This is a genomic window from Streptosporangium sp. NPDC023963, from assembly GCF_040639135.1.
GTDB lineage: Bacteria > Actinomycetota > Actinomycetes > Streptosporangiales > Streptosporangiaceae > Streptosporangium.
Window position 1 is genome coordinate 146,273 of sequence record NZ_JBEZZK010000006.1, and the last position, 24,131, is coordinate 170,403.

At 71.3% G+C, this 24,131-nt stretch carries 21 protein-coding genes; 12 read left to right on the forward strand and 9 right to left on the reverse strand.

The genetic code is table 11. The annotated features are described in order from the left end of the window. Window positions 1–7: 7 nt before the first annotated feature. Window positions 8–1,333 carry a 3-oxoacyl-[acyl-carrier-protein] synthase III C-terminal domain-containing protein gene (locus AB0F88_RS20465; RefSeq protein ID WP_362685941.1) on the reverse strand — a complete coding sequence of 442 codons (1,326 nt, stop codon included), beginning with the start codon at window positions 1,331–1,333 and terminating at the stop codon, window positions 8–10. A gap of 152 nt (window positions 1,334–1,485) precedes the next feature. Between AB0F88_RS20465 and AB0F88_RS20470 the strand changes: the two genes are divergently transcribed. Further along, entirely contained in the window at window positions 1,486–2,355 is an 870-nt protein-coding gene (locus AB0F88_RS20470; RefSeq protein WP_362685944.1) for a UbiA family prenyltransferase, read from the forward strand. Between the two features lie 15 nt (window positions 2,356–2,370). Here AB0F88_RS20470 and AB0F88_RS20475 read toward each other — a convergent pair whose 3' ends face one another. Further along, the gene (locus AB0F88_RS20475) at window positions 2,371–3,561 is read right to left on the reverse strand and encodes an NAD(P)/FAD-dependent oxidoreductase (protein WP_362685947.1); all 1,191 of its coding nucleotides are present in this window, start codon (window positions 3,559–3,561) and stop codon (window positions 2,371–2,373) included. Between the two features lie 53 nt (window positions 3,562–3,614). Here AB0F88_RS20475 and AB0F88_RS20480 point away from each other — a divergent pair, with 53 nt between their 5' ends. Then, window positions 3,615–4,184 (forward strand): PadR family transcriptional regulator, encoded by a 570-nt coding sequence (locus AB0F88_RS20480; RefSeq protein WP_362685950.1) that lies wholly within the window; start codon window positions 3,615–3,617, stop codon window positions 4,182–4,184. Window positions 4,185–4,346: 162 nt separating this feature from the next. Here AB0F88_RS20480 and AB0F88_RS20485 read toward each other — a convergent pair whose 3' ends face one another. Further along, window positions 4,347–7,238 (reverse strand): AAA family ATPase, encoded by a 2,892-nt coding sequence (locus tag AB0F88_RS20485; RefSeq protein ID WP_362685953.1) that lies wholly within the window; start codon window positions 7,236–7,238, stop codon window positions 4,347–4,349. 900 nt (window positions 7,239–8,138) lie between these two features. On the opposite strand from AB0F88_RS20485, the gene AB0F88_RS20490 reads away from it, so the two are divergent. After that, entirely contained in the window at window positions 8,139–9,530 is a 1,392-nt protein-coding gene (locus tag AB0F88_RS20490; RefSeq protein ID WP_362685956.1) for a HAMP domain-containing sensor histidine kinase, read from the forward strand. After that, the gene (locus AB0F88_RS20495; RefSeq protein WP_362685959.1) at window positions 9,527–10,894 is read left to right on the forward strand and encodes an ATP-binding protein; all 1,368 of its coding nucleotides are present in this window, start codon (window positions 9,527–9,529) and stop codon (window positions 10,892–10,894) included. The genes AB0F88_RS20490 and AB0F88_RS20495 overlap by 4 nt, the downstream gene beginning before the upstream one ends. A gap of 76 nt (window positions 10,895–10,970) precedes the next feature. On the opposite strand, the gene AB0F88_RS20500 is transcribed toward AB0F88_RS20495, so the two are convergent. Further along, window positions 10,971–12,161: an RtcB family protein gene (locus AB0F88_RS20500; protein WP_362685962.1), complete on the reverse strand. Its 1,191-nt coding sequence runs from the start codon at window positions 12,159–12,161 to the stop codon at window positions 10,971–10,973. A 311-nt stretch (window positions 12,162–12,472) separates the two neighbouring features. Here AB0F88_RS20500 and moaA point away from each other — a divergent pair, with 311 nt between their 5' ends. Genes moaA through AB0F88_RS20515 form a run of 3 tightly spaced genes read left to right on the forward strand, consistent with a single transcriptional unit; the run spans window position 12,473 to window position 14,481 of the window. Continuing rightward, entirely contained in the window at window positions 12,473–13,462 is a 990-nt protein-coding gene (gene moaA, locus AB0F88_RS20505) for a GTP 3',8-cyclase MoaA (RefSeq protein WP_362685965.1), read from the forward strand. 30 nt (window positions 13,463–13,492) lie between these two features. Continuing rightward, window positions 13,493–14,227, forward strand: a complete 735-nt coding sequence (locus AB0F88_RS20510) for an NTP transferase domain-containing protein (protein ID WP_362685968.1) — start codon at window positions 13,493–13,495, stop codon at window positions 14,225–14,227. Then, window positions 14,224–14,481, forward strand: coding sequence for a DUF6457 domain-containing protein (locus AB0F88_RS20515; RefSeq protein WP_362685971.1), 258 nt, complete (start codon window positions 14,224–14,226; stop codon window positions 14,479–14,481). The genes AB0F88_RS20510 and AB0F88_RS20515 overlap by 4 nt, the downstream gene beginning before the upstream one ends. Window positions 14,482–14,677: 196 nt before the next feature. On the opposite strand, the gene AB0F88_RS20520 is transcribed toward AB0F88_RS20515, so the two are convergent. Next, window positions 14,678–14,989: a DUF3099 domain-containing protein gene (locus tag AB0F88_RS20520; RefSeq protein WP_362685974.1), complete on the reverse strand. Its 312-nt coding sequence runs from the start codon at window positions 14,987–14,989 to the stop codon at window positions 14,678–14,680. Between the two features lie 75 nt (window positions 14,990–15,064). Here AB0F88_RS20520 and AB0F88_RS20525 point away from each other — a divergent pair, with 75 nt between their 5' ends. Further along, window positions 15,065–15,277 carry a dodecin gene (locus tag AB0F88_RS20525; RefSeq protein WP_362685977.1) on the forward strand — a complete coding sequence of 71 codons (213 nt, stop codon included), beginning with the start codon at window positions 15,065–15,067 and terminating at the stop codon, window positions 15,275–15,277. Between the two features lie 38 nt (window positions 15,278–15,315). Then, window positions 15,316–16,503, forward strand: coding sequence for a linear amide C-N hydrolase (locus tag AB0F88_RS20530; RefSeq protein WP_362685980.1), 1,188 nt, complete (start codon window positions 15,316–15,318; stop codon window positions 16,501–16,503). A gap of 22 nt (window positions 16,504–16,525) precedes the next feature. Here AB0F88_RS20530 and AB0F88_RS20535 read toward each other — a convergent pair whose 3' ends face one another. Together AB0F88_RS20535 and AB0F88_RS20540 are read right to left on the reverse strand one after the other, a co-directional pair. Next, window positions 16,526–17,893 carry a metallopeptidase TldD-related protein gene (locus AB0F88_RS20535; RefSeq protein ID WP_362686724.1) on the reverse strand — a complete coding sequence of 456 codons (1,368 nt, stop codon included), beginning with the start codon at window positions 17,891–17,893 and terminating at the stop codon, window positions 16,526–16,528. A 62-nt stretch (window positions 17,894–17,955) separates the two neighbouring features. Continuing rightward, on the reverse strand, window positions 17,956–19,455 hold the full coding sequence (locus AB0F88_RS20540) for a TldD/PmbA family protein (RefSeq protein WP_362685983.1): 1,500 nt from the start codon (window positions 19,453–19,455) through the stop codon (window positions 17,956–17,958). A gap of 76 nt (window positions 19,456–19,531) precedes the next feature. Between AB0F88_RS20540 and AB0F88_RS20545 the strand changes: the two genes are divergently transcribed. Together AB0F88_RS20545 and fabI are read left to right on the forward strand one after the other, a co-directional pair. After that, complete coding sequence (locus AB0F88_RS20545) at window positions 19,532–20,236, forward strand: beta-ketoacyl-ACP reductase (RefSeq protein ID WP_362685986.1); 705 nt, start codon at window positions 19,532–19,534, stop codon at window positions 20,234–20,236. Between the two features lies 1 nt (window position 20,237). Beyond that, on the forward strand, window positions 20,238–21,002 hold the full coding sequence (gene fabI / locus AB0F88_RS20550; protein ID WP_362685989.1) for an enoyl-ACP reductase FabI: 765 nt from the start codon (window positions 20,238–20,240) through the stop codon (window positions 21,000–21,002). Between the two features lie 150 nt (window positions 21,003–21,152). Here the strand turns inward: fabI and AB0F88_RS20555 are convergent, their stop codons facing one another. Together AB0F88_RS20555 and AB0F88_RS20560 are read right to left on the reverse strand one after the other, a co-directional pair. Next, a complete protein-coding gene (locus AB0F88_RS20555) occupies window positions 21,153–22,157 on the reverse strand; it encodes a hypothetical protein (protein WP_362685992.1) in 1,005 nt (334 codons plus the stop codon). A 254-nt stretch (window positions 22,158–22,411) separates the two neighbouring features. Beyond that, complete coding sequence (locus tag AB0F88_RS20560) at window positions 22,412–23,356, reverse strand: aldo/keto reductase (protein WP_362685995.1); 945 nt, start codon at window positions 23,354–23,356, stop codon at window positions 22,412–22,414. 65 nt (window positions 23,357–23,421) lie between these two features. On the opposite strand from AB0F88_RS20560, the gene AB0F88_RS20565 reads away from it, so the two are divergent. Next, the gene (locus tag AB0F88_RS20565) at window positions 23,422–24,123 is read left to right on the forward strand and encodes a histidine phosphatase family protein (RefSeq protein ID WP_362685997.1); all 702 of its coding nucleotides are present in this window, start codon (window positions 23,422–23,424) and stop codon (window positions 24,121–24,123) included. Window positions 24,124–24,131: the final 8 nt, after the last annotated feature.

Here is a 24,131-nt window from a genome sequence, read left to right on the forward strand (position 1 = left end):
CGGGCTCCTACCAGCGCAGCAGTACGAGTTCGGAGCAGAAGCCCGGCCCCATCGCGAGGAGGAGTCCCGGCGTGCCCGGCGGTGGTGGCCGCAGGGTGAGCGTATCCCGCAGGACGTGCAGGACGGAGGACGAGGACAGGTTCCCGATCGCGGCGAGCGAGCGCCAGGTGAGGTCCAGCGCGCCCTCGGGAAGCCGCAGCGTCTCCGCCACCGCCTCCAGGACCTTCGGGCCGCCCGGGTGGCAGACCCACGCCGTCACGTCCTCGACCCTCAGGCCGTGGTCGCCGAGGAAGCCGTGCACGTCGTCCGCCAGATAGGTGCGCACCACCTCGGGGACGCTCGCGTCGAGCACCACGCGGAAGCCGGTGTCGCCGACGTGCCAGCCCATCACGTGCTCGGACTCCGGATACAGGTGGCTGCGCGAGGCCACCACCACCGGCCCCGTCATCGTGACCTGCGGCTCCGGGAGCTCGTACCTCCCCGCCGGTTCGGAGGGCGGCCGGTGCGTCACGGGCGCGCCGGTCGCGGGGGAGGACCTCGCGAACCCGGAGGGCGCCGGGGACGAAGAGGACGCGGAGGCTCCGGAGAGGGGGAACCGGTGGTGCGCGGCGGGCGCGCTGTTCGGCGGGGAGGACCCCGCGGGTCCCGCGGGCCGCGTGGTCGCGGACGCGCCGTTCGCCCCGGCGGCACGGGAGGCCGCGGAGGATCCGGTACGCCGCGGCCGCCACTCGTCGCCGCAGGCCACCACCGCCGTCGCCCCGTCGCCGAACAGGGCGCTCGCGACCATGTTGGCGACGGAGGCGTCACCGCGCTGCAGGGTGAGGGAGCACAGCTCGACCGAGAGCAGCACCGCGAGATGGTCCGGCCAGCCGCGCAGATAGTCGTGGAGGCGGGCGATCCCGGCCGCCCCCGCGACACAGCCCAGGCCGAAGACCGGTATCCGCTTGACGTCCGGGCGCAGCCCGAGCCGCCCGGCCAGCCTGGCGTCCACCGAGGGCGCCGCGACACCGGTCACCGAGGTGAAGAGGATCATGTCCACGTCCTCGGGGAGGACTCCCGCGTCCCGCAGCGCCCCGCCCACCGCCTCGGCGCCCAGCTCCACGGCCGTCTCCACGAAGGCGTCGTTGGCCGCGCCGAAGCCGTCCAGCTTGGCGTACCGTTCGAGCGGCAGCGTCAGATGCCGTGACTCCACCCGCGCGGAGGCGTGCAGCCTGTCGAGCAACAGGCGGCTGGCACCCTCGGGGAGGCACGCTCGCGCGAACGCGTCGGTGATCTCTGCCTGGGAGTGGCGGTTCGGCGGGAGTGCGCCGCGGACAGCGACGATTCGCGTCATCTGGTAACTCCCGGCTCGCGAACAGCGGACAACTCCCTTTTGCCCACCTGTGCGTGTGGCATGCGTCACGAAGCCCTCCGTGCCCGCCTTCCGCGGGGTTCCGGCCCGAGAGGGTGCCCGCGCTCCGTGAGGTTCCCGCCTACGATCGACCCGTGACGAGGAGTCGGCCATCGCGCCTGGGCCCCGGGCCGTCGCTCGGGGCCGTACGGGGATTACTGCTGGCCTGTCACCCGGGACCGACCGTGGCGGTCACCGTCCTGGTGACCGCGCTGGCCGTCGCGAGCGGGCGCGACGCGGCCGGGTGCGCCCTGGTGGCCGCGGCCGTGCTGGCCGGACAGCTCTCGATCGGCTGGTGCAACGACGCGGTGGACGCCGCGCGGGACGCCGCCGCGGGCCGCGCCGGCAAGCCCGCAGCCTCCGGAGCGGTGGGCGTCCGCACGGTGTGGGTCGCCGCGCTCGCGGCCCTGGCGCTGTGCGTGCCGCTCTCGCTGGCCTCCGGCCCCGCCGCCGGGGCCGTCCACCTGGCCGGCGTCGCCGCGGCGTGGGCCTACGACCTCGGGCTCAAGGCGACCGCGCTGTCCTGGCTGCCGTACGCGGTGGGGTTCGGCTCGCTGCCGGGGTTCGTGACCCTGGGCCTGCCGGGACACCCGTGGCCCGCCTGGTGGGCGGTGACGGCCGCGGCGCTGCTCGGCTGCGGGGCGCACCTGGCCAACGTGCTTCCCGACATCCCCGCGGACCTCGCGGGCGGGGTCCGCGGCTGGCCGCAGCGGCTCGGCACCGCCCGTGTCCGCCTCCTGATCCCGCTGCCCCTGCTGGCCGCGACGATCCTGCTCGTCCTCGGTCCCCCGGAGCCGCCGGGCGCGGGAAGCTGGGCCGCCCTGGCGGTGGCGGGGGCCTTCACCGCCGGAGGGCTGGCACTGGGCCGGGGCTCGTCGCGCGTCCCCTTCGTCATGGCGATCGCCGTCGCCGCGGTCGACGTCGTCCTGCTCCTCGCCCGCGGCACCGCCATCACCGCCCCCTGACCGGCCGGTCGTGTCTCAGCGAGACGTCGCGGACGCCGCGGGCACCGGGTCGTCCCAGGAGATCCGGTGGTCGTGTATCCAGGCCAGCGCGTTTCTTTTGTCCACCTGCCGCATGACGGCGGGGAGCGTGAGGTCGCGCAGGAAGGCGCCGACGGCTCCGGGAGCCTTGCCGCTCCCGCTGCGTCTGCCGTGCGCCACGATGCGCTCCACCCGGCCCCGCCGCAGTCTCTCGAAGGCGGCGAACGCGTCGAGGGTGCCTGGGACGTCACGCAGGCACTTGGCCAGCACCACCGCGTCCTCGATCGCCATGGACGCTCCCTGGCCCGACGAGGGCGAGGTCGCGTGCGCGGCGTCGCCCAGGATCACCATGCGCTCGTTGAACCACTTCGGCACGGTCGGGAAGTCGTAGGTGTTCCATCCGGCGGGAATGCTGCCGGTCGCGCGGATGATGTCGAGCATCGGCCCGGTGTCGTCCCTGAACAGCTCCATCAGCGTGGCGCGCCATTCCTCCGAGGTGACCGCCGCGAGCTCCTCCGGGGTCGGCTCCTGCGGGCTCGGCGGGTTGGCGAACCACCACACCTGCCCGTCCGGATGGACCAGGTAGCCGAAGAAGGCCCGCTTGCCGAAGATGAAGTGGTACGTCCCCGGCTCGCCCGGCACCTCCACGCCGTCCGCGAAACCGCCCGTGTTCAGCAGCCCGACGTGCCGGGCGCGCGGCGCGCCGGGGTCGATGATCGTGCGTGTGCGCGAGCGGAGCCCGTCGGCGCCGACCAGCAGGTCGCCCTCGGCCGTGCCGCCGTCGGCGAAGACCGCGCGTACCCCGTCCGCGGTGGTCGAGGCGTCGGTGAGGCGCCTGCCGTAGTGGATCCGCACCCCGCGCCGCACGGCCTCGTCGCGCAGCGCCAGGTAGAGGTCGGCGCGCTTCAGCGTCCGGCTGGGCTGCCGGATGGAGGCGAGCGGCCTGCCCCGGCCGTTGAGCATCAGCATTCGCGAGGAGTCCATGCCCAGGTCGCGCACGAGATCGTGCAGGTCGAGGAGGCGCAGTGCCTCGATCCCGTTGACCGCGAGCGTGAGGAAGACGCCCACGCCCTCCGACCCGCGGTCGTACGCCTCGAAGATCTCGCAGTCCACGCCCGCGCGCCGCAGGGCCATGGCCGTCACCGGGCCGGCGATGCCTCCACCGATGATCAGTGCTTTTTTGGTCATAAAATGACTATATATAAAATGACTATCAAGTGGCGAGCCCTACGATGTTCGCCATGTCGACGAGGCGGTCTCCCCTGGCCATGGCGTTGCTCTCGCTGGTCGCCGAGGCGCCGATGCACGCGTACGGGATGCAGCGGCTGATCAGGGAGCGGCACAAGGACGACGTGGTCAACGTCGCGCAGCGCAACAGCGTGTACCAGACCATCGACCGGCTGCTGCGCGACGGGCTCATCGCGGTCCGCGAGACCTCGCGCGAGGAGAACCGGCCGGAGCGGACCGTCTACGAGCCCACCGACGCGGGCCGCGACACGCTGCGGCAGTGGATGCGGACGATGCTCTCCGCGCGGGCCCGCGAGTTCCCCGAGTTTCCCGCCGCGCTCGCCTTCATGCCCGTGCTGCCGCCCGACGAGGTCCGTGCCGCGCTGGAGGAGCGCCTGGCCTCGCTGGAGGCGCGGCTGTCGGAGCTGGACACCGACCTGACCGAGGGCGGGAGGTTCCTGCCCCGCGTCTTCCTGGTGGAGTCCGAGTACCAGCGGGCCGTGCTCCAGGCCGAACTCGACTACGTCCGCGGCCTCGCCGGCGACCTGCGCGAGGGCCTGCTCGACTGGGACTACCGCCTGTGACGTCCACCGGCGTCCACCGGCGTCCGCGACGTGCTCAGGCGGCACCTGGCGGGCGTCACCTCCGAGCAGCCGATCTCCTGCCACCACGACATCGCTTCGGGCGGCGGGTTCGCGCCGGCCGCTTGAACCGGCCTTTCGGCATCGTGATTCCAGCCATCGGGCCTAAGCGCCCTTGCGGAGGTCGGGGCGTTCCTCGGCGACGATGCGGGCCAGCTCGGCACGGGACGCGATGTCGAGCTTGCCGAATATCCGGCGAAGGTGGGTGGACACCGTGTGGGGGGAGAGGAACATCCGCTCGGCGGCCTGGCGGTTGGTCATCCCTCGGGCGATCAGGTCGGCCACCGCGCGTTCCGTGTCGGTGAGGCTGTCCCATCCGAAAGCCGGCCGCCGGGACTGAGACCAGTGGCGGCGCCGTACACCCAGTGCCCGCAGCCGGGCCCGCACGCGGGCCGCGTCCCGGAGCGCACCGATGCGCTCATAACCGTCGAGCGCCTCGTCCAGGCTGTCGACGGCCTTCGCGAGGGCATCGGCGCCGGAAGCACCGGCCCACAGGAGGCCGAGGTCTTCGGCGGCCGAAGCACAGGCCCACGGTTCGGGCTGATCGGCGGCGGCGGTCAGCGCAGCGGGGTCCTGATGGAAAATGCCGCGGGCGTGGGCGAACGTGACGGTGAAGACGGGGAAGTCCGGGTTGTTCCGGGCCAGGTACTCGGCCGTGTCGACGATGGCCTGCGCGTACGGACGGTTCGCCGCGGCCAGCGCCAGCCGGGTCATCCAGGCGGCCGTGAGAGGCGTCGTGAGGAGTGCCCAGCGCCGCTCCTCCTCGTTGGTGTAGATCGTGTGGAGGATGTCGATCGCCCGTCCGGGATCACCTTGGGCCTCGGCCACCGCCGCCATCCCCCACCTTTCCCACACCGATCCGAACAACATCTCGGGCGCGGCGTGGATGGACTGGAAGCGTTCGATGTGCTCGACCGCGGCGTCGATGTCACCCCGCCGCAGGGCAAGGACGGCGAGTATGGACAGCCCGACGCGGATGAACCCGCGTGTGCCCAGCTCCTCGGCGATCGTTTTCCCGGCCTGGGCCTCGGCGGCGGCGTCGTCAAGTCGGCCGACGCCCAGATTCAGAACGGAGCGAAACAGTGCGGGTTGTGCGGCGAGCACGGTCAGCCCGAGGTCGTTGATTTCCTCCTCTGCGGCCTGAATGGCGATGTCGGCCGCATCGAACTGACGCACCGCCCTGTAGTGGAGGCTCAGTATCAGGCGCGTGTACGGGCGCTGGATGGCTTCGGCGGTGCCGCTGTCGGTGATGTGCAGGGCTTCGCAAAGACGCGCGAACGAGTCGGCGATCCGCCCATCGGCCATCGCGAACCGGGCGAGCAGCAGGAGAGCTCCGACCACGGCGGCATCGGTGTGCCGCTCGCGATCGGCCAGAACGGCTTCCGCCTGTTGCCGTCCTTTCTGGAAGTCGTTCAGCCAGGTAAGCCCCCAGAACATCGTCCATTCGGCGATGCCGCGAAGGTCCTCGGGCAGGTCTTTCTGGGCGAGCAGGTTTTCGGCCTCGGATACCGCATCCGCCGGTCGGCCGCTCAGCAGCAGGATGTGCGCCAGCGCGCATCGCAGGCGAGGTGCGTGGCAGGCCGGGGCCCTGCCCAGTGCGGCACGGGCAAGATCGGCCGCCTCGGACAGCCGTCCGATGACCGTCAGGGCGTCGACCGCGGTGGTGGCGCGACCGAACCAGTCGGGGTCGGTGGAGTCGCTGAGTTCCAGCGCCCGCAGGGCGAGGTCGGCGGCGGTCTGAGGTGAGGACCGCAGCACCTCCCGCGCCGCCTGGTCCAGTCCAAGGAGTGCGGACGTATCGCCGCGGCCGGCGCTGTGAATGAGGTGCGCGGCGGCGGGAACGGCCGACCCGCCTCGGTTGAGCAGCATTTCTGCTGCGTCGTGGTGCAGGGCCCGGCGTACGGGGGAGGGGATGGTTTCGACCACCGCCTGCCACAGCAGATCGTGCCGGAAGGTGAGCTCGTCCCCGGCGGGTTCGACGATGCCGGCCGATATCGCCTCCTCCAGCACCGGCAACAGAGCACCGGTCGATTTGCCGAGCATCTCGGTCAGATCCCTCACCAAGAACGAACGGCCCAGGATTCCGGCGCACTGAAGCGTATGCCTGGTCCGTGCGGACAACTCTTCCAGGCGTTCCTGCGTGACCGCCTGAGCACACGGCAGCCGTGCCGTGACCATCCGCGCGTGACCGTCGGTGATCTGGAAGGCACCCTCGCCTTTGAGTTTCTCCAGACGATCGACGAGCAGGAAGGGGTTGCCGTCCACGATGCCTGCCAGGGCCAGTATGTCCGGCTCCGGCGCTGCCCCGAGGACGTCGGTGATGACGTCCTCCACCGCTCGCCTGTCCAGCGCCTCCAACGTGATCCGGTGCGCACCCTCATGTTCCAGCACGTCGAACAGACGGTCGAGGCGGGGAACGTCGCCGCTGCCGCTCGTACGGCTCAGCATCCAGACGAGCGGGTAGGAGGCGAGATCTCTGGTCATCGACCGCAGCGCCAGCAGGGTTATCGGGTCGGCCCAGTGCACGTCGTCCAAGGTGAGGAGCATCGGTCCCCGAGCCACCCGCCGCTCCAGCGATTCCTGCAGTCGCTCCACCAACAGCAACCGCTGATCGGTCGGACTGGAGACGGTCATGTGATCGCCCGGGGGAAGTACGCAGCCCGATTTTCTGAGCGCCGATGTCAGCGGGGCCAGCGGTATCAGCTGGGTCAGTTCGTCCGCCGCGCCCTGGGCGATCTTTAACCCCGCCCTCGCCGCGGCGGCGACGGCCATGTCGAGCATGCGACTCTTGCCGACGCCCGACCGGCCCTCGATCAGTATGGTCCCGCCCCGGCCGATCTTGGCCGCCTGCAGCAGTCCGACGACAAGCTGCCACTCCCGCGCGCGGCCGCGCCAACCAGGCCACGATGACCGACAGAGATCGGGCTCATTACCATTTTCATGGTCATGACGGGATGAATGACCCATAGACCCATGAACCGCCCAGATGTCAGCCATGTCAAGTACGGGGCCGGATGGGGGGAGGCCCGCGATGTTCCCGGGGCTCCCCGGCCGTTCCCCGGGCTCCGTGATGTCACTTTCACGAAGAAAGCCGCTGCCCGCTCAGGCGCGCCAGGTCTTCGCCTGGCTTCATCCTTCCCGCGCTTTCTGGTCGTGCGACATGGCCGCGGAGGTGAACACCCGATCTCAGGTGTCCGTAAAACCGGGACCAAGTCCACCCCAGCCGAGCCTCAAGCCGGTGGTCGCACGCGCGGAGCGCAGAGGTACAAACATGCGTAAATGTGCGATACGGCGGCCTTTGGCCACAGGCCAAGCTCGTACCGTTCATCCATCCCCGGGTGAAGTGGCGCGAAAGGACCCCTGGACTGAGGCGCGTGAGGGAGTGGCGGTGTTGGCGACCCGCCGGCAGTGGCTTTCGACCCCCTCGGAACCCTGGCATCCCCCTTGAATCCGTTTCCTAAAAGGATGGCAATGGCGGACCCGTACGACAACTGGATGATACTCGTGTGGCCCCTGATCACCCTGCTCACGTGGATGGTGATCGCCATGGGCCTCGTGCGTCTGCTGATCGACAGATCATGGGAGCGGCGGGCCGATCTCCCGTCCCTGGAGACGTCGCTCTTCGGGAAGCCCACGCGCGGGGAGACCGGTGATGACGACCGTTGGCGTCACGGGGCGAAGGATCCGCCTCACCGTCTGCCGAAGCCCTGCCGTTCGCCGCGTGTGTCCTCGGCGGTCGACCCCGCCGACCGGCCCCGCACCCGTTCCCCGCAGGTGGGTGGCGACCCTGTTCAGGAGCGGTCGTCCGGTTCGGCCGGTCGCACGAGTATCCGCGGGCGCCGCCTGCGCCTGACGCGTACGGGCCGGAGGTGGAAGCCGGCCCTGACGAGGTCGCCGATGCGGGCCGTCCGATGCAGGCCGGGATCGGTCCGGGGACAGATCACCCTGCTGACCGCCGCCGTGGCCGTCCTCACCCTCCTCACCCTCCTCGTCGCGGGGGCGGGGATGTACTCGATGGACCACGCACGCACCGCCCGGTGGCAGGAAGCCCCTCGGCGGGCCGTGCCCGTTGCCGATGGGATCCACCCCGGAACGGCACCCGGCCGGTCGCGGTCGCGTGACGCCGACCTCGGCCGGACCCGGACCGTGGCACGGGGCCACCGTCTGGCCGCCTCACCGGCCAGCTCACCGGCCATCGACGTGGGATCGCTCCCCGGCCGGGCGATCCGGCGGTCTCCGTGCCACCGCGAGCAGCGCACGCGGACCTGCGAGCCGCGGTTGCCGGCGTCCGGATCCAGCGGCTCGGCCGCCTCGCCGGTATACGCCGCCGGGTCGCGGGCCGCGGGTTTCCTGTCGTCGGACTCCCGCCATCTGATCCTGGTGATCGAGGCGCTCGCGCTGATCTCCTTGGCCACGTGTGCCACCTGGAAGGTGACCGGCTGGGTGTTGCGCCCTGTGGACGTGGCGCGCTCCGAACTCGCAGTGATCGGCTTCGGCGACCTGCACACTCGCATCTCCGAACCGGCCAACGCGCGAGAGGTGGCCCGTCTGTGCCGGACGATCAACAACGCGCTGCAGCGCCTGGACGAGGGCAAGGAAGAGCTGCAGTCGCTGGAGGTCTCCCATCGGCGGTTCGCCTCGGACGTCTCCCACGAGCTGCGTACTCCCATAGCCGGACTGCGCGCGCAGCTGGAGGAGGCGCAACAGGATCTCGGCGGGGTTCGGCTGCCTGACCTGGTCGAGACGATGTTGGGCCAGGTTGAGCGGCTCCAGACGATCACCGACGACCTGCTGTTCCTGGCCCGCATGGGGACGGGTGAGGCCGCCGAACCGCAGCAGCTGGATCTCGCGGCACTCGTCCGGACCGAGGTCTCCCAACGGTCGGATCGGCGTCCGGTGCAGTTGCACCTCGAGCCCGGCGGCATCGTCAGCGCGGTGCCCACCCAGCTCGGCCGGCTGCTCGCCAACCTGCTGGACAACGCCCAGAGGCACTGCGCGCACCAGGTCTGCGTCGATGTGCACGCCACCCACGCCGTGGTCGAGCTCGCGGTCAGCGACGACGGGCCGGGAATCGCGCCCGGCGACAGGGAGCGCGTGTTCCACCGTCTCACCCGGCTGGACGACGCCCGCCGGCTCGACCGCAACGGCACCGGCCTCGGCCTCGCCATCGCCCGTGACATCGCCCACGCGCATCACGGAACCCTGGACGTCGAGGAGAGCACCACCGGCGGTGCGTGTTTCGTCCTTCGGCTGCCCCGGGTCCCGCCCCGTGAACGGGGGTCGTCATGAGGCTTGAACGCCGCACGATCAGAGGCCGCCTGGCGCTGTTCACCGGCGTGGTGGTGGGTTCGCTCTGCATCGTGTTCTCCACCGTCCTGTTGTTCGTCATCAACAGGACGGCCACCGGCGAACTCACCAAGGAGGTGACCGCTGTCGGGGAGGTGACCGCCTACTACGTCGATCGCGGAAAACTCGTCGATCCACTTCCGCCCATCCCGCAGAACCTGATCCGCCCCGTCCAGGTGGTCGATCCTCAAGGAAGGGTGGTCGCGGCGACCAGAGACCTGCGGAACCAACCGGCCATGGCGCATTTCACCCCGAAGTCCCCTCACCGGGTGGCCAGCGCGGTCATCTGCCACTCCGTCTTCGCGTCAGGCCGTTGCCACATCGTCGTCGCGCAGCAGGTGTTCCGCGACGGCGACTGGACCGTTTACAGTGCCGCGCCGATGCCGCCGTTCGCCGTCTATCCGGGGGTGGCGGCCCTGCTGGTCGCGGGAACGGTCGTCTTCACGATCGCGGTGGCCTGCGGGGCGCGGCACACCGTCACCCGCTCGCTGAAACCCGTGGACGCCATCCGGGCCCAGCTTGACCACATCCAGAGCACCGATCTCGGCCGCCGGGTTCCGATCCCCGTGGCCAGGGACGAGATCCACCGGCTGGCCTGCAGCGTCAACCAGATACTTGACCGGCTGGAGGACGTGCTGGAGCAGCAGCGCCGGTTCTGTTCCGACGCCTCCCACGAGCTGCGCAGCCCGATCACCGCCATCCGCGTCCAGATGGAGGTCGCCCTTCTGGCGCCGCAGGACGTCGATCCGGCCGAGCTGTGCAACGCCGTACTCCCGAGCGTGGAACGGCTCCAGTCGATCGCCGCCGACCTGCTGACGCTCACCCGCCTGAACGCGGGCATACCAGGTGAGCGGCAAACCGTGGATCTTGCCGAACTCGTCACCACGGAGCTGAAGAGCCACAAGATGAGCGGGGAGATCGTCCAGCACCTGGCGACGGGCGTGACGGTCAGCGGTGACCGGTCGCGGCTGGGCCAGTTGATCAGCAATCTGATCTGGAATGCCCAGCGGCATGCCTCCTCCACGGTCACGATCACCGTACGGCGCGCGGACGGCGGCCCACGATTCCCGGGGGACGCCGCGGAACTGGAGGTGCTCGACGACGGCGCGGGAGTCGCCGCCGACCAGCGAGAGACGGTGTTCCAGCGGTTCACCCGGCTGGACACCGCCCGGAGCGGAATCGCGGGAGGTGCCGGACTCGGTCTCCCCATCGCCCGGCAGATCGCCGAGAGCCACGGCGGCACGCTCACCATCCGGGACAGCGCCCAGGGCGCGCGCTTCGTCGTCCGTCTCCCGTTGTCCCCGTAACGCCTGCCCAGGCCTGCCCGGGGCCGTCGACGGCCCCGGGCAGGCCTGGACGCCGAGGCGCCGCCGGGGCGCGGGCTCAGCCCTTGTAGTTGAACACCTGGCGCAGCGTGTGCTGGACCGCGACCAGGTCCTTCTGGTCCGCCATCACCTGGTCGATCGGCTTGTAGGCCTGCGGGTGCTCGTCCACCAGGGCGGCGGCGCGGTCCGCGTTCCAGGTGCGGCCGCGCATCGCCTCGGTGAGGGACGTGGCGGTCAGCTCCCGCTTCGCCCGGGTGCGCGACATCCTGCGGCCGGCTCCGTGGGAGCAGGAGTTGTACGACATCGGGTTGCCGAGCCCGCGCACGATGTACGAGCGCGTGCCCATCGAGCCCGGGATCACGCCCTCGTCGCCCGTGTCGGCCTTGATGGCCCCCTTGCGGGTGATCCACAGGTCCTTGCCGTCGTGCGTCTCCTGCTGGGTGAAGTTGTGGTGGCAGTTGATCGTCCGGAGCCGCTGCCCCTTGCCGACGACCTGGAACAGGGCGTTGCTCAGTACCTTGTCCATCCGGGCGCGCGAGGCCATGGCATAGGCCTGCGACCACAGCATGTCCTCGATGTAGGCGGTGAACTCCGGAGTGTTCTGCACCAGGTAGGCCAGGTCCGGGTCCTCCAGGCCGATCGCCTGCTTCTTCATCATCTTCTTGGCGTCGACGATGTGCTTGGTGGCGAGCAGGTTGCCGATGCCGCGCGAGCCCGAGTGCAGCACCGTCCAGACCCGGTCACGCTCGTCGAGGCAGACCTCGACGAAGTGGTTGCCGGATCCGAGGGTGCCGAACTGCAACGACACCTTCTTCTCCTGGTGAGGGGTCAGGTCGGTGTGCGGGCGGCCGAGGTCGCCGAGCGCGCGGTCCGTGGACGGGTCGTCGTGGCCCTTGCCGACGCCGGCCGGAATCCGCCTCTCCACCAGCGGCATCAGGGCCTCGAGGGTGTCCGGGAGGTCGGCGGCGGTGAGCGTGGTCTCGGTCGCGACCATGCCGCAGCCGATGTCGACGCCGACGGCGGCCGGGATGATCGCCCCTTCGGTCGGGATCACCGATCCGACCGTCGCGCCGATGCCGATGTGCGCGTCGGGCATGAGGGCGACGTGTCCGGAGACGAACGGCAGGCGGGCGGCGCGCGCGGCCTGCATGATCGTACTCTCGTCGATCTCGCTGGCCCACGACACCAGGTTCGGTGCGGGCTGGTTCGGCATCATGATCTCCTTGGTTGCGAGATCCAGTTTGCCCACGTTCCACATGAGATCCCACCCATTTTATCGGGCGCCGTAGGTCGTGACCGCCCGGCGTGCCGCGGGTACGAGGACATCCGGCCGGTCGTGGCGACGCGGGCCGACCTGGTCGAGACCGTCGCCCATCTGCGGCAACCGACCTGTGCCAAGGGACGGGTCGATCAGGCCGGGACGTACGAGGTCATCTCACCAGGAATCAACCATCTCATGGTGATGTTGAAACGTTAGGGGCCTGCTTTAGGGCCGGGCGGGGGGCTGGCCGTAGGCTGGCCCCCTGTCCCGACAGGTGATCGACTGGGAGGTGGCGTTCCGTGCTGCAGGACTCGTTCGGTCGCGTGGCGACTGATCTGCGGGTGTCCCTCACCGATCGCTGCAACCTGCGCTGCTCCTACTGCATGCCGCCCGAGGGCCTCGAATGGTTGCCGAAGCCCGAGCTGCTGACCGCCGACGAGATCGTCCGGCTGGTGACCATCGGGGTGGAGCGGCTCGGCATCACCGAGGTCCGCTACACCGGCGGCGAGCCCCTGCTCCGCCGCGAGCTCATCGACATCGTGACCCGCACCACCGCGCTCGACCCCGTCCCGCAGGTCTCGCTGACCACCAACGGGATCGGGCTGAGCCGGATGGCGGACGCCCTGGCCGCCGCCGGTCTGCACCGGGTCAACGTCTCCCTCGACACCCTCGATCGCGAGACCTTCAAGAAGCTCGCCCACCGCGACCGCCTGGCCGACGTCCTCGCCGGGCTGGAGGCGGCCGACGCCGCCGGACTGCGCCCGGTCAAGGTCAACACGGTGCTGATGCGCGGGATCAACGACCACGAGGCCGTGCCGCTGCTCCGCTACTGCCTGGAGCGGGGCTACGAGCTCCGGTTCATCGAGCAGATGCCGCTGGACGCCCAGCACGGCTGGCGCCGGGAGAACATGATCACGGCTGACGAGATCCTCGCCATGCTCAAGGCCGATTTCGACCTGGTCGACGCCGACTCGGCGGAGCGCGGCAGTGCCCCGGCCGAGCTGTTCCTCGTCGAGGGCGGCCCGGCCAGGGTGGGGGTCATCGGCTCGGTCACCCGGCCGTTCTGCGGCGCGTGCGACCGGGTACGGCTCACCGCCGACGGCCAGATCCGCAACTGCCTGTTCGCCACCGACGAGTCCGATCTGAGGGCCGCGATGCGCGCGGGCGCCGATGACGACGAGATCGCCGAGCGCTGGCGATCCGCGGTCCGGATCAAGAAGGCCGGTCACGGCATCGACGACCCGACCTTCCTGCAGCCGTCCCGCCCGATGTCCGCCATCGGCGGCTGACGTCCCCGCCCGGAGACCCGGAGGTGTCCGATGACCGCCCGCCACGACGCCTGCATCCTGGCGGGCGGTCTCGCGAGAAGGCTCGGCGGGCGGGACAAGCCCGGCCTGCACGTCTCCGGCCGCCCGCTGGTCGAGTCGGTGGCCGCCGCCGTGCCCGGCGCGGCACGGCTGATCGTCGTCGGGCCGCCCCGCCCCGGGCTGCTGCGTGCGATCTTCCGGCGTGAGGACCCGCCGGGAGGCGGCCCCGTCCCGGCGCTGCGGGCGGGTCTGGCCGAGGTGACCGCGCCGTGGGTGGCGCTGCTCGCCGCCGATCTCCCGTTCCTGACCGCCGCACACGTGAACGCGCTGCTGGACGCCGCCGGGGCGGTGGACGGGCAGGACACGGCGCCGTACGCGGGAACGGGGCCCTCTCCGGGCGGGGCCGGGACGCGCGCCGCGCAGGCCGGCGGGTCCCGGGCGGGGGCGGTGCTCCTCGACGACGGCGGGCGCGAGCAGTGGCTCGCCGGTGTGTGGCACGCACGGAGCCTGGCGCGGGCGCTCGCCCGCTACGAGGGGCGGTCGCTGCACGGGCTGCTCTCCCCGCTCGCCCCGGTCACGCTTCATCTCGCCGGGCAGCCGTGGTTCGATTGCGACACCATGGACGATCTACAGCGGGCCCGGACGGTGGAGCCGGGCTCCGACGGCGGAGGCGTGGGTTCCGGCGAGGGCCGCGAGAGCGGTGACGGCGCGGGACGGGCGCGACCGCGGACAAGGAGCGAGATGTGAACGTGCTGACGGAGTGGACCGCGCTGGTCTGCCGGGAGCTGGGCATCGATCCCGCGGTGATGGACCGCGACGAGGTGCTGGACCTGACCAAGGAGGTCGCGCACGGGGTGGCCAGGCCGGCCGCGCCGCTGACGGCCTACCTGCTCGGCCTGGCCCAGGGGGCGGGCACGGCGCCGCCGGACGTCGTGGAGAGGCTGACCACGCTGGCGCGCAACTGGGAACAGGCGACGACCGAGACGCTGGGCGACAAATAGTGCCAGAAGCCGAGGCGCTTTAATGTAAAAGTCTGAGAAAAGGGCGACGCCGGGTGGTTACGGGGGCAAACCACCCGGCGTCGCTTCATCGGCGTTCCGACGGGGGCCCGGAACGCCGGCAACAGTGCCCCGACGGGGGACCAGGGCACTTGGCTAAAGCGTACACCTACTACCCTTGGGGTGCGTCAAGACTTAGTCACGACCCGATCTCGCGTCGGTGGCGTGGAATCTCGCTTTGTCCGGAATCTTCCACGTCAGGGGCACGCGGAACCCCGCGCGGTGGCGCGTTGGCCCCGATCACGGCAACGTATGGCAAAAAGATCGCCCCGGCGAAGAGTAACAGCCGCACGGGCATCGGAGCGGGCACCGTGAAGGCGAGGACCAGGCAGATCAGCCGGATCCCCATCTTGATGAAGTAGCTCTTCTCGCGCTTGCCGATGTCGGCGCTCAGGGAGGGCTGGGCGTCCGTCACCTGATGAACCACCGGGCGCCTGCGCCATCCCTTCACGATTCCCAATCTAGGCCTCATATCGGCTGGGTGCGAACGGTCATGTAATCGTGGCTTTCCGGGAAGAAGCAGGGGATGACAGATCGAACGTATCGGGTGACCGAGATAGTCGGCACTTCGGGGGAGAGTATCGAGGCCGCCGTCCGCAACGGGATCCGCCGCGCCTCCCGGACCCTGCGCCATCTCGACTGGTTCGAGGTGACCGAGATCAGAGGGCACATCGAGGAAGGGGAGATCGGCCACTTCCAGGTCGGCATGAAGATCGGATTCCGCCTGGAGGACGACTGAGCCTGTACGGCGGGTGTCCGGTGACGCAGACTACGGGGATGAAGGAGACCCGGGGTCCGAGGGTGGGAAGGCCGCCCGGCGCGGCGGCGGGGGCGGTGGCACGGGCCGCGCTGGCCGCGGCGGTGATCCTCCCGGCCGGCTGCGCCACCCCGGCGGGCGGCGCGCCCGCCGTGTCCGCCCCCGTGTCGGCCGCCACCGGGGCCGTCTCGCGAACCACGCCCACCACCGCTCCCACGGCCACCGCGCCGCGGGCCATCCCCACCGACGCCGCCACCGCCACCGCCACCGACGCCGACGCCGGCTCGCGAGCCGGAACACGGGAGGAACCGCTGCTGCGCCAGAGCGCCGCCGACGTCGCGCGCACGATAGGCAGTCTCCGCAAGATCGACGACCTGCCGCTGTACGAGATGACCTACCACGGGTCGTACGACGTCGAGGCACCCCTGGGGGAGGAGGAACTGGCGGGGCGCGCAGACGGCTGGGCCTGCTCCCTGTTCGCCCTCGGCGGCGACCGGCCGCTGTTCGGCCGCAACTTCGACTGGGACCCCAACCCGGCGCTGATCGTGCACGCCGACCCGCCCGACGGCTACGCCTCGGTCTCCGTCGTCGACCTGTTCCACCTGATCGGAGGCTCCACCCCGCCGGACCTGTCCGCCGCGCCCGACCGCCGCAGGATGGCCCACGCGGTGCTCGCCCCCTACGACGGGGTCAACGAGAAGGGCCTGGCGATCGGCATGGCCACGTCGCCCGAGGGCGGGCTGCCCGCCCGATCTCCCGACCGCCCCGACATCACCAGCGTGCGCGTCATCCGGATGATGCTCGACCAGGCGGCGACCGTGGACGAGGCGTTGGCGATCATGCGCCGCTACGACGTCGATTTCACGATCGGGCCGCAGATCCACTACCTCATCGCCGACGCGGCGGGCAAGTCGGCCGTCGTGGAGTACGCCGGAGGCAGGCTCAACGTCATCGACGACCGCATGCTCACCAACTTCGGCATGACCGGCACGTCCGCCGCCCAGCGCCGGGCCGACCACCGCTACCGCACGCTCGCCGAGGGGCTGCCCGCCACCCGGGACTGGCGCGACGCGATGGGCCTGCTCCGGCGGGTGGCCCAGCCGCACACCCGCTGGTCGGTCGTCTACGACCTCACCGACGCCACCGCCCGCGTGGTGGCGGGGCAGCGCTGGGAGACGGTGCACACCATCCCGCTCGTCCAGCGCTGAACGGCCCGTACCGGGCGAGGGCCTAGCTGGCCTGGCTCACCGTCGACATGTTGAAGTCGGGCACCCGGATCGGGGGCATGATCGCGCGGTTGAAGTAGTCGCTCCACTCGCGCGGCAGGGTCTGCTCGGAGGCGCCGATCTCGGTGAGGCGGCGCAGCAGGTCCACCGGGCTCTCGTTGAAGCGGAAGTTGTTCACCTCGCCCACGACCTCGCCGTTCTCCACCAGGTAGACGCCGTCGCGGGTCAGCCCGGTCAGCAGCAGCGTCTGCGGGTCGACCTCGCGGATGTACCACAGGCAGGTGAGCAGCAGGCCGCGCTCGGTCGAGGCGATCATCTCCTCCAGCGACCGCCCGCCCTCGGGCCCCCGCATGATCAGGTTGTCGACGGCCGGGGTCACCGGCAGGCCCGTCAGCTCGGCCGAGTGCCGGGTCTGCAGCAGGTTGGCCAGCCTGCCGCCGGAGATCCAGTCGGTGGGCTCCAGCGGCAGCCCGTTGTCGAACACCGAGTTCTCCCGGCCGGAGGCGTGCGCCACCACGAACGGCGTGCACTCGACGCCCGGCGCCGAGGGGTCGCCGTACAGGCGGACCGGCAGCTCGGACAGGACGTCACCGACGCGGGTGCCGCCACCGGGCCTGGAGAAGACCGTGCGCCCCTCCAGGGCGTCGCGCGCTCCGGTCGTCCAGTACAGGTACGTCATCAGGTCGGCCACGGCCGTCGGCGGCAGCAGCGTCTCGTACCGGCCCGCGGGCAGCTCGACGCGGTTCCTCGCCCACTCCAGGCGCCGGGCCAGCGAGACGTCCAGCGCCGCCACGTCGACGTCCGAGAAATCGCGGGTGGACACGCCGGTCCACGCCGAGCGCCTCATGTCGGGCGACTTGGCGTTCAGCTCCAGGCGGCCGGTGGGCTGGGTGTGCCGCAGCCGGGTGCCGGTCGAGGTGCCCACGAAGGTCGTCGTGACGGTGTGCTCGGCGAACCCGTACAGCCTGCGCCCGCCGGCCTCGGCCGTGGCGAAGGTCTCGCCCAGGGCGGGGGCGAAGGAGCCGAACACCCCGATCGAGGTCGTCTCCGCGGGGGCGTCCCAGTCGTCGGCGCGGGTGCCCTCCAGCAGCGGCCGGGCGTCCTCGGACGGCCGGGCGTCCTCGGCGGCGTGGTCGGCGGCGGCCACGACGTCGTCGAGCTGGTCGGGGCGGACCGCCGCCCGCGACACCACGCCCACGCCGCGGCCCACGATGGAGATCACGGTCAGCTGCGCGGAACGGGACACGCCGTTGGTGGTGAGGGTGTTGCCCGCGAAGCGCAGGTTGGCGCTCGAGGTCTCGTCCACGATCACGACGTTGTCGTCGGCCGTGGAGAGTTCGAGAACCTTCTCGATCATTTCCTGGGGGGTCATCCCGTTCCTCTCCCGCCGGACCGCCTGGCCGGCGCCTTCCTCCACCCGCTCGCCGCGCGTGCTCAACTGCCACTCTCCTGGACGGTGTTGAGGATGCGCACGCCGCGGAAGAGCGCCGACGGGCAGCCGTGGCTGACCGGCGCGACCTGGCCCGGCTGTCCCTTGCCGCAGTTGAACGCCCCGCCCAGCACGTACGTCTGCGGCCCGCCGACCGCCGCCATCGACCGCCAGAAGTCGGTCGTCGTGGCCTGGTAGGCGACGTCGCGCAGCTGCCCGGTGAGCCTGCCGTTCTCGATCAGGTAGAACCGCTCGCCGGTGAACTGGAAGTTGTACCTCTGCATGTCGATGGACCAGCTCTTGTCGCCGACCACGTAGATGCCCCGGTCGACGCCGGAGATCAGCTCCTCGGTGGTGGGACCGCCGGGCGCCGGGCGCAGCGACACGTTGGCCATCCGCTGGATCGGGGTGTGGCCGGGGGAGTCGGCGAAGGCGCAGCCGTTGGAGGCGCCCAGGCCCTTCAGCAGCGCCATCCGCCGGTCGAGCTGGTAGCCGACCAGGACACCGTCGGAGACGATGTCGAACTCCCTGGTCGCCACCCCCTCGTCGTCGTAGCCGATCGTGGACAGGCCGTGCTCGACGGTGCGGTCACCGGTCACGTTCATCGCCTGCGAGCCGTACACCAGCTTGCCGAGCTGGTCGAAGGTGGCGAAACTCGTCCCGGCGTACGCGGCCTCGTAGCCGAGGGCGCGGTCGAGCTCGGTGGCGTGCCCGATCGACTCGTGGATCGTCAGCCACAGGTTCGACGGGTCGACCACCAGGTCGTACAGCCCCGCCTCGACGGAGGGGGCCCGGAGCTTCTCCTCCAGCAACTCGGGGATGCGCGCCAGCTCCTTGGGGAAGTCCCAGCCGGTGCCGGTGAGGTATTCGTACCCCCGGCCGACGGGCGGGGCGAGCGTCCGCATCGAGTCGAAGCGGCCGTCCAGCACCCTCGTCGCGTTCAGCCGGGGATGGACGCGCACCCGCTGCTGGGTGGTGACGGTCCCGGCCGTGTCGGCGTAGAACTTCTGCTCCTTGACCTGCATCAGCGACGCCTGGACGTGGTCCACCCCGGGATCCCTCAGCAGGCCGCCCGACCAGTCGGCGAGCAGCGCGGCCTTGTCGCGCATCGGCACCTCGAACGGGTCGACCTCGTAGGAGGAGATCCAGGTGACGTCGGAGTGCACCGCCTCGGGGGCCAGCTCGACGGGCTCGCGGTTGACCGCCGCGGAGACGACCGCCACCTCCATCGCCTGCTCGGCGACCCTGACGGCCGCCTCGGGGGTGAGCTCGATGCCCGCCGCGAAGCCCCAGGTGCCGTCCTTGACGACCCGTACGGCGTAACCGAGGGTGTCGGCGTCGATGGAACCTTCCAACGCGGCGTCGGAGAGGCGCAGGGTCTCCCCGCGGATGCGCTCCAGCCGGAAGTCGGCGTGCTCGGCGCCCAGGTCCCGGGCGCGCTGCAGGGCCGCGTCCGCCAGCCGGCGCAGAGGCAGGGCGAGGAAGTCGGAGTCGATCTGGCGCATGTCAACGATCCTAGCCCTGTGATCTTGTCCCTCCCGGACAAGGTGGTTACCCCCCGGTAGCCGATACCGTCTGACCATGGCTCGATCTGTTCTCGTAACCGGCGGCAATCGCGGCATCGGCCTCGCGATCGCCCGCGAACTCGCTCAGGCAGGCGACGACGTCGCCGTCACCTACCGTTCCGGCCAGCCCCCCGAGGGCCTGTTCGGCGTGCGCTGCGACGTCACCAGCACGGCCGATGTGGACGCCGCCTTCGCGAAGGTCGAGGCCGAGTTCGGCCCGGTCGAGGTGCTGGTCGCCAACGCGGGCATCACCAGGGACACGCTGCTGCCGATGATGAAGGAGGAGACCTTCACCGACGTCATCGACGCCAACCTGACCGGCGCCTACCGGGTCGCCAAGCGGGCCACCCGCGGCATGCTGCGGCTCAAGCGCGGGCGCATCGTGCTGATCTCCTCGGTGGTCGCCATGCTCGGCTCGGCCGGGCAGAGCAACTACGCCGCCTCCAAGGCCGGCATGATCGGCTTCGCCCGGTCGGCCGCCAGGGAGCTGGGCTCGCGCAACATCACCGTCAACGTGGTCGCCCCCGGCTTCGTGGAGACCGAGATGACGGCCGAGCTGGACGCGGCCTACCAGGAGCAGATCCGGAAGAACATCCCCCTGGGCCGCTACGCCGCCCCGGAGGAGATCGCGCGCGTGGTCAGGTTCCTGGCCGGCGAGGACGCCGCCTACATCACGGGGGCCGTCATCCCCGTCGACGGCGGCCTTGGAATGGGGCACTGACGTGGGAATTCTCGAAGGCAAGCGGCTCCTCGTCACCGGGGTGCTCACCGACGCCTCCATCGCCTTCTCGGTGGCCAAGCTGGCCCAGGAGGAGGGCGCGCAGATCGTGCTCACCGGATTCGGCCGGCTCAGCCTGGTCGAGCGCATCGCCAAGCGCCTGCCGGAGCCGCCCCCCGTGCTGGAGCTCGACGTGACCAACACCGAGCACCTCGACTCCCTGGCCGACCGGGTCGGCGAGCACCTCGGCGGCCTGGACGGGGTGGTGCACGCCATCGGCTTCGCGCCGCAGACCGCCCTGGGCGGCAACTTCCTGAACACCTCGTGGGAGGACGTGGCGACCGCCGTCCAGGTCTCCACGTACTCGTTCAAGTCGCTCGCGGTGGCCGCGCTCCCGCTCATGAAGGAGGGCGGCGCGATCGTCGGCCTCGACTTCGACGCGACGAAGGCCTGGCCGGTGTACGACTGGATGGGCGTGGCCAAGGCCGGCCTGGAGTCCTGCTCCCGCTACCTGGCCCGCGATCTCGGCAAGCACGGCATCCGGGTCAACCTCGTCGCCGCGGGCCCGATCAGGACCATGGCCGCCAGGAGCATTCCCGGCTTCGTCGAGTTCGAGGAGAGCTGGCCCGCCAAGGCCCCGATCGGCTGGGACATCAACGACCCGATCCCCGCGGCCAAGGCGTGTGTCGCCCTGCTGTCCGACTGGTTCCCCGCCACGACCGGTGAGATCGTCCACGTCGACGGCGGCGTCCACGCCATCGGAGCCTGAGCCGTTCCCGGCCCGGCGGGTGGTGATCGGCCGGGCCGGTGCCGTACCGAGGTGGCGGCGAGGCCGTGGCCCGTGTCATACCGAGGTGGCGGCGAGGCCGTGGCGACCGCGGAGCGGCCGGGCCGAGGAACGCGGGCCGGGCCGGTGCGGTCAGGCCACCCGGTGGTGCCCCGGCGGAGCCGGCTCGAACGGTATCGACTCCCCGACCCTTCGCCTGCTGTACAGCAGGCGGACCGCGAGGATGGCCGAGACGAGCACCGCCGTGGTGAGCACGGTGCTCGTCGTGTCGGACGACCGGCTGGGGGTCACCGGCTGCCCGTCCGGCATCTGCCGCTGGAGCTCCTGCATCAGCGGGGCGGGCCACAGCAACTCCACCCGGGGCGCCTCGGCGTCGACCACGGGCGACGGCCTGGGAGCCGCAGGCTCACCCACCTCGGTCGTGAGAGTCCTGGTGTCCGGGAGCGGCGTCTGGGGGAACGGCGGCCGGTCCGTCGGCACCGGAACCGGGCTCTTCCTGACCGGCGCGGCGTCCTGGTCCCGCGAGGGGCTCGCCGAGGGGGTCGGCGACGGGCTGGGGCTCGGCGACGCCCCGGGGCGGGGAGTCTCGGAGACGGCGGGCTCCTGCGGCTCCTCGACGAGGGGGGCCACCGGCGAGTCCGCGCACTTGGCGGAGGCCGTGGCCCCGCAGGCGTCGGCGGGGGCCTGAGTCCGGGGCGCCTGCGTGCCGTCGGAGGACCTCTCCTCCTCCTTCGCGGTGGACGGCTTGTCGCCCGACGAGGTCGACGAGGTCTTGGCGGAGGAGGGGGCCGGTGCCGGGCTCTCCGCCTCGGCGGGCGCCTCCTGGGCGCCGGCGGGCGTCTCGGCGTTGTTCCCTTTGCCGTTTCCTCTGCCGTTCCCGGGGTTGTCCTCGGCGTCCCCGCCGGAGGGCGCCGACGAGGGGGCGGGCGGGGAGACGCCCTCCGTGAGGCCGTGCACGACGCCGTCCACGGCCTGGCAGACCCGGCCCGTCACGGTGCCCAGCAGCCCTCCGTGATCGCAGTCGTCCAGCCACGCGACGGCACTCGCCCGTGCGGCGCCCGCGGGCGCGACGGCGACCGCCGGGACCCCACCCCCCAGCGCCAGCGCCAGAACGCCTGCCGCCATCGCAGTTCGCACTCGTCTCCTTCGCCCCGGGCCGGACATCGGCCGTGAATCTCGCCGACATCCAGGTGTCCCCCTGCCACCTGTTTGACAGTTTTGTAGGGAGACCCGTTTTTTCCACGGAAAGTCGTCATTCGGTATCGACTAGTGATACGCGAGACGAATTCTCGTTCGGTTTCTCTTTCGTTCTCCTGGAACGCCGTCCCTTTTCCCGGGAGGCGTTCCTTCCCGGGAGGCCGTTCGCGCCGGAGCCTCTCCGGCACCGCCTCTCAGTCCGCGGACACGTCGTCGAGCGCCTCCCTGATCTCCACGGGCAGCGTCAGGTCCTCGGCCTGGAGCACCCCGGACAGCTGCGCGTGGGTGCGGGCGCCGACGATGGCGGAGGACACCCCCGGCTGGTCGCGTACCCACGACAGGGCCACCGACAGCGGTGAGACGCCGAGCCCCTCGGCGGCGGTCGTCACCGACTCCACGACCCGGCGGCACCGCTCGTCGAGGTAGGGGGTGACGAAGTCGGCGAAGTGCGGGGTCGCGGCCCGGGAGTCCGCGGGGATGCCCGTCCGGTACTTCCCGGTGAGGACGCCACGCCCGAGCGGCGACCAGGCGAGCACCCCCGCGCCGACGTGCTCGGCGGCCGGGATCAGCTCGCGCTCGGCCTCCCTGGCCAGGAGCGAGTACTCGACCTGGGCCGCGACGATCGGCACCCTGCCGGGGACCGCCCGCTGCCCCACGGCGGCGGTCGCCAGCTGCCAGCCCGCGTAGTCGCACACCCCGGCGTACGCGGCCCGCCCCGAGGACACGATGGCGTCCACGGCTGCCAGGGTCTCCTCCAGCGGGACGTCGGGGTCGAAGGCGTGCAACTGCCACAGGTCGACCTCGTTGACGCCCAGGCGGGTCAGGGAGGCGTCGATCGCGGCGACCAGGTGTTTCCTGGAGGCGTCGCGGGGCCTGCGCCCGGCGGGGGTGAGCACGGCCTTGGTGGACAGCACCAGCTCCGAACGCGGCACGGAGTCGCGCAGCAGCCGCCCGAGCAGCCGTTCGGCGTCGCCGCCGGTGTAGACGTCGGCGGTGTCGATGAGCGTGCCGCCGGCCTCGGCGAACGTGCGGAGCTGCGCCGCGGCCTCCTCGGCGCCGGTGTCACGTCCCCATGTCATCGTCCCCAGTCCCAGGCGGGACACCGACAAGCCGCTCCGGCCCACATAGCGCTGCTCCATGATCCGGCCAGGTTACCGCCCGGCCACTTAAAAGTAGTGGAGTGAAGGCTGCAAGACTTGCCCGCGTGACGACCTTGTTGCTGGCCAGACACGGCCTTACCCACCTCACCGGTCCGGTCCTCGCGGGCTGGACCCCGGATGTGCACCTCAGTGACGCGGGACGGGCCCAGGCGGAGGCGCTCGCCGCGCGGCTGACCACCCTGGAACTCGACGCGATCGTCTCCAGCCCGCTGGAACGCTGCCAGGAGACCGCGCAGGCGGTCGCCGCGGGACGGCAGGGGGCCGAGGTGCTGACCGACGAGCGCTTCGGCGAGTGCCGCTACGGCGACTGGACGGGCCGCCCGATCGCCGAGCTCGCCAAGGACCCTCTCTGGCCGGTCGTGCAGGCCCACCCGAGCGCGGTGACGTTCCCCGGGGGAGAGTCCCTGTCCGCCGTGCAGCACCGCGCCGTGACGGCCGTCAGGGAGTGGAACGAGCGCCTGGGCCCGAAGGCGGTCTATCTCGTCTGCAGCCACGGAGACGTGATCAAGGCCATCGTGGCCGACGCCATGGGACTCCACCTGGACCAGTTCCAGCGGATAACGGCTGATCCGGCGTCGCTCACCGCCATTCGCTACACCCCCTTGCGCCCCTTCGTGCTCAGGCTCAACGACCTGGGCGGAGATGTGGCCGGATTGCGCCCCAGGGAGGGTTCGGAGGGCGAGGACGGGGGAGAAAATCCCACCGGGAGCGATGCCGCAGTCGGCGGCGGATCCGGAACCACGTAAGGTCGGGC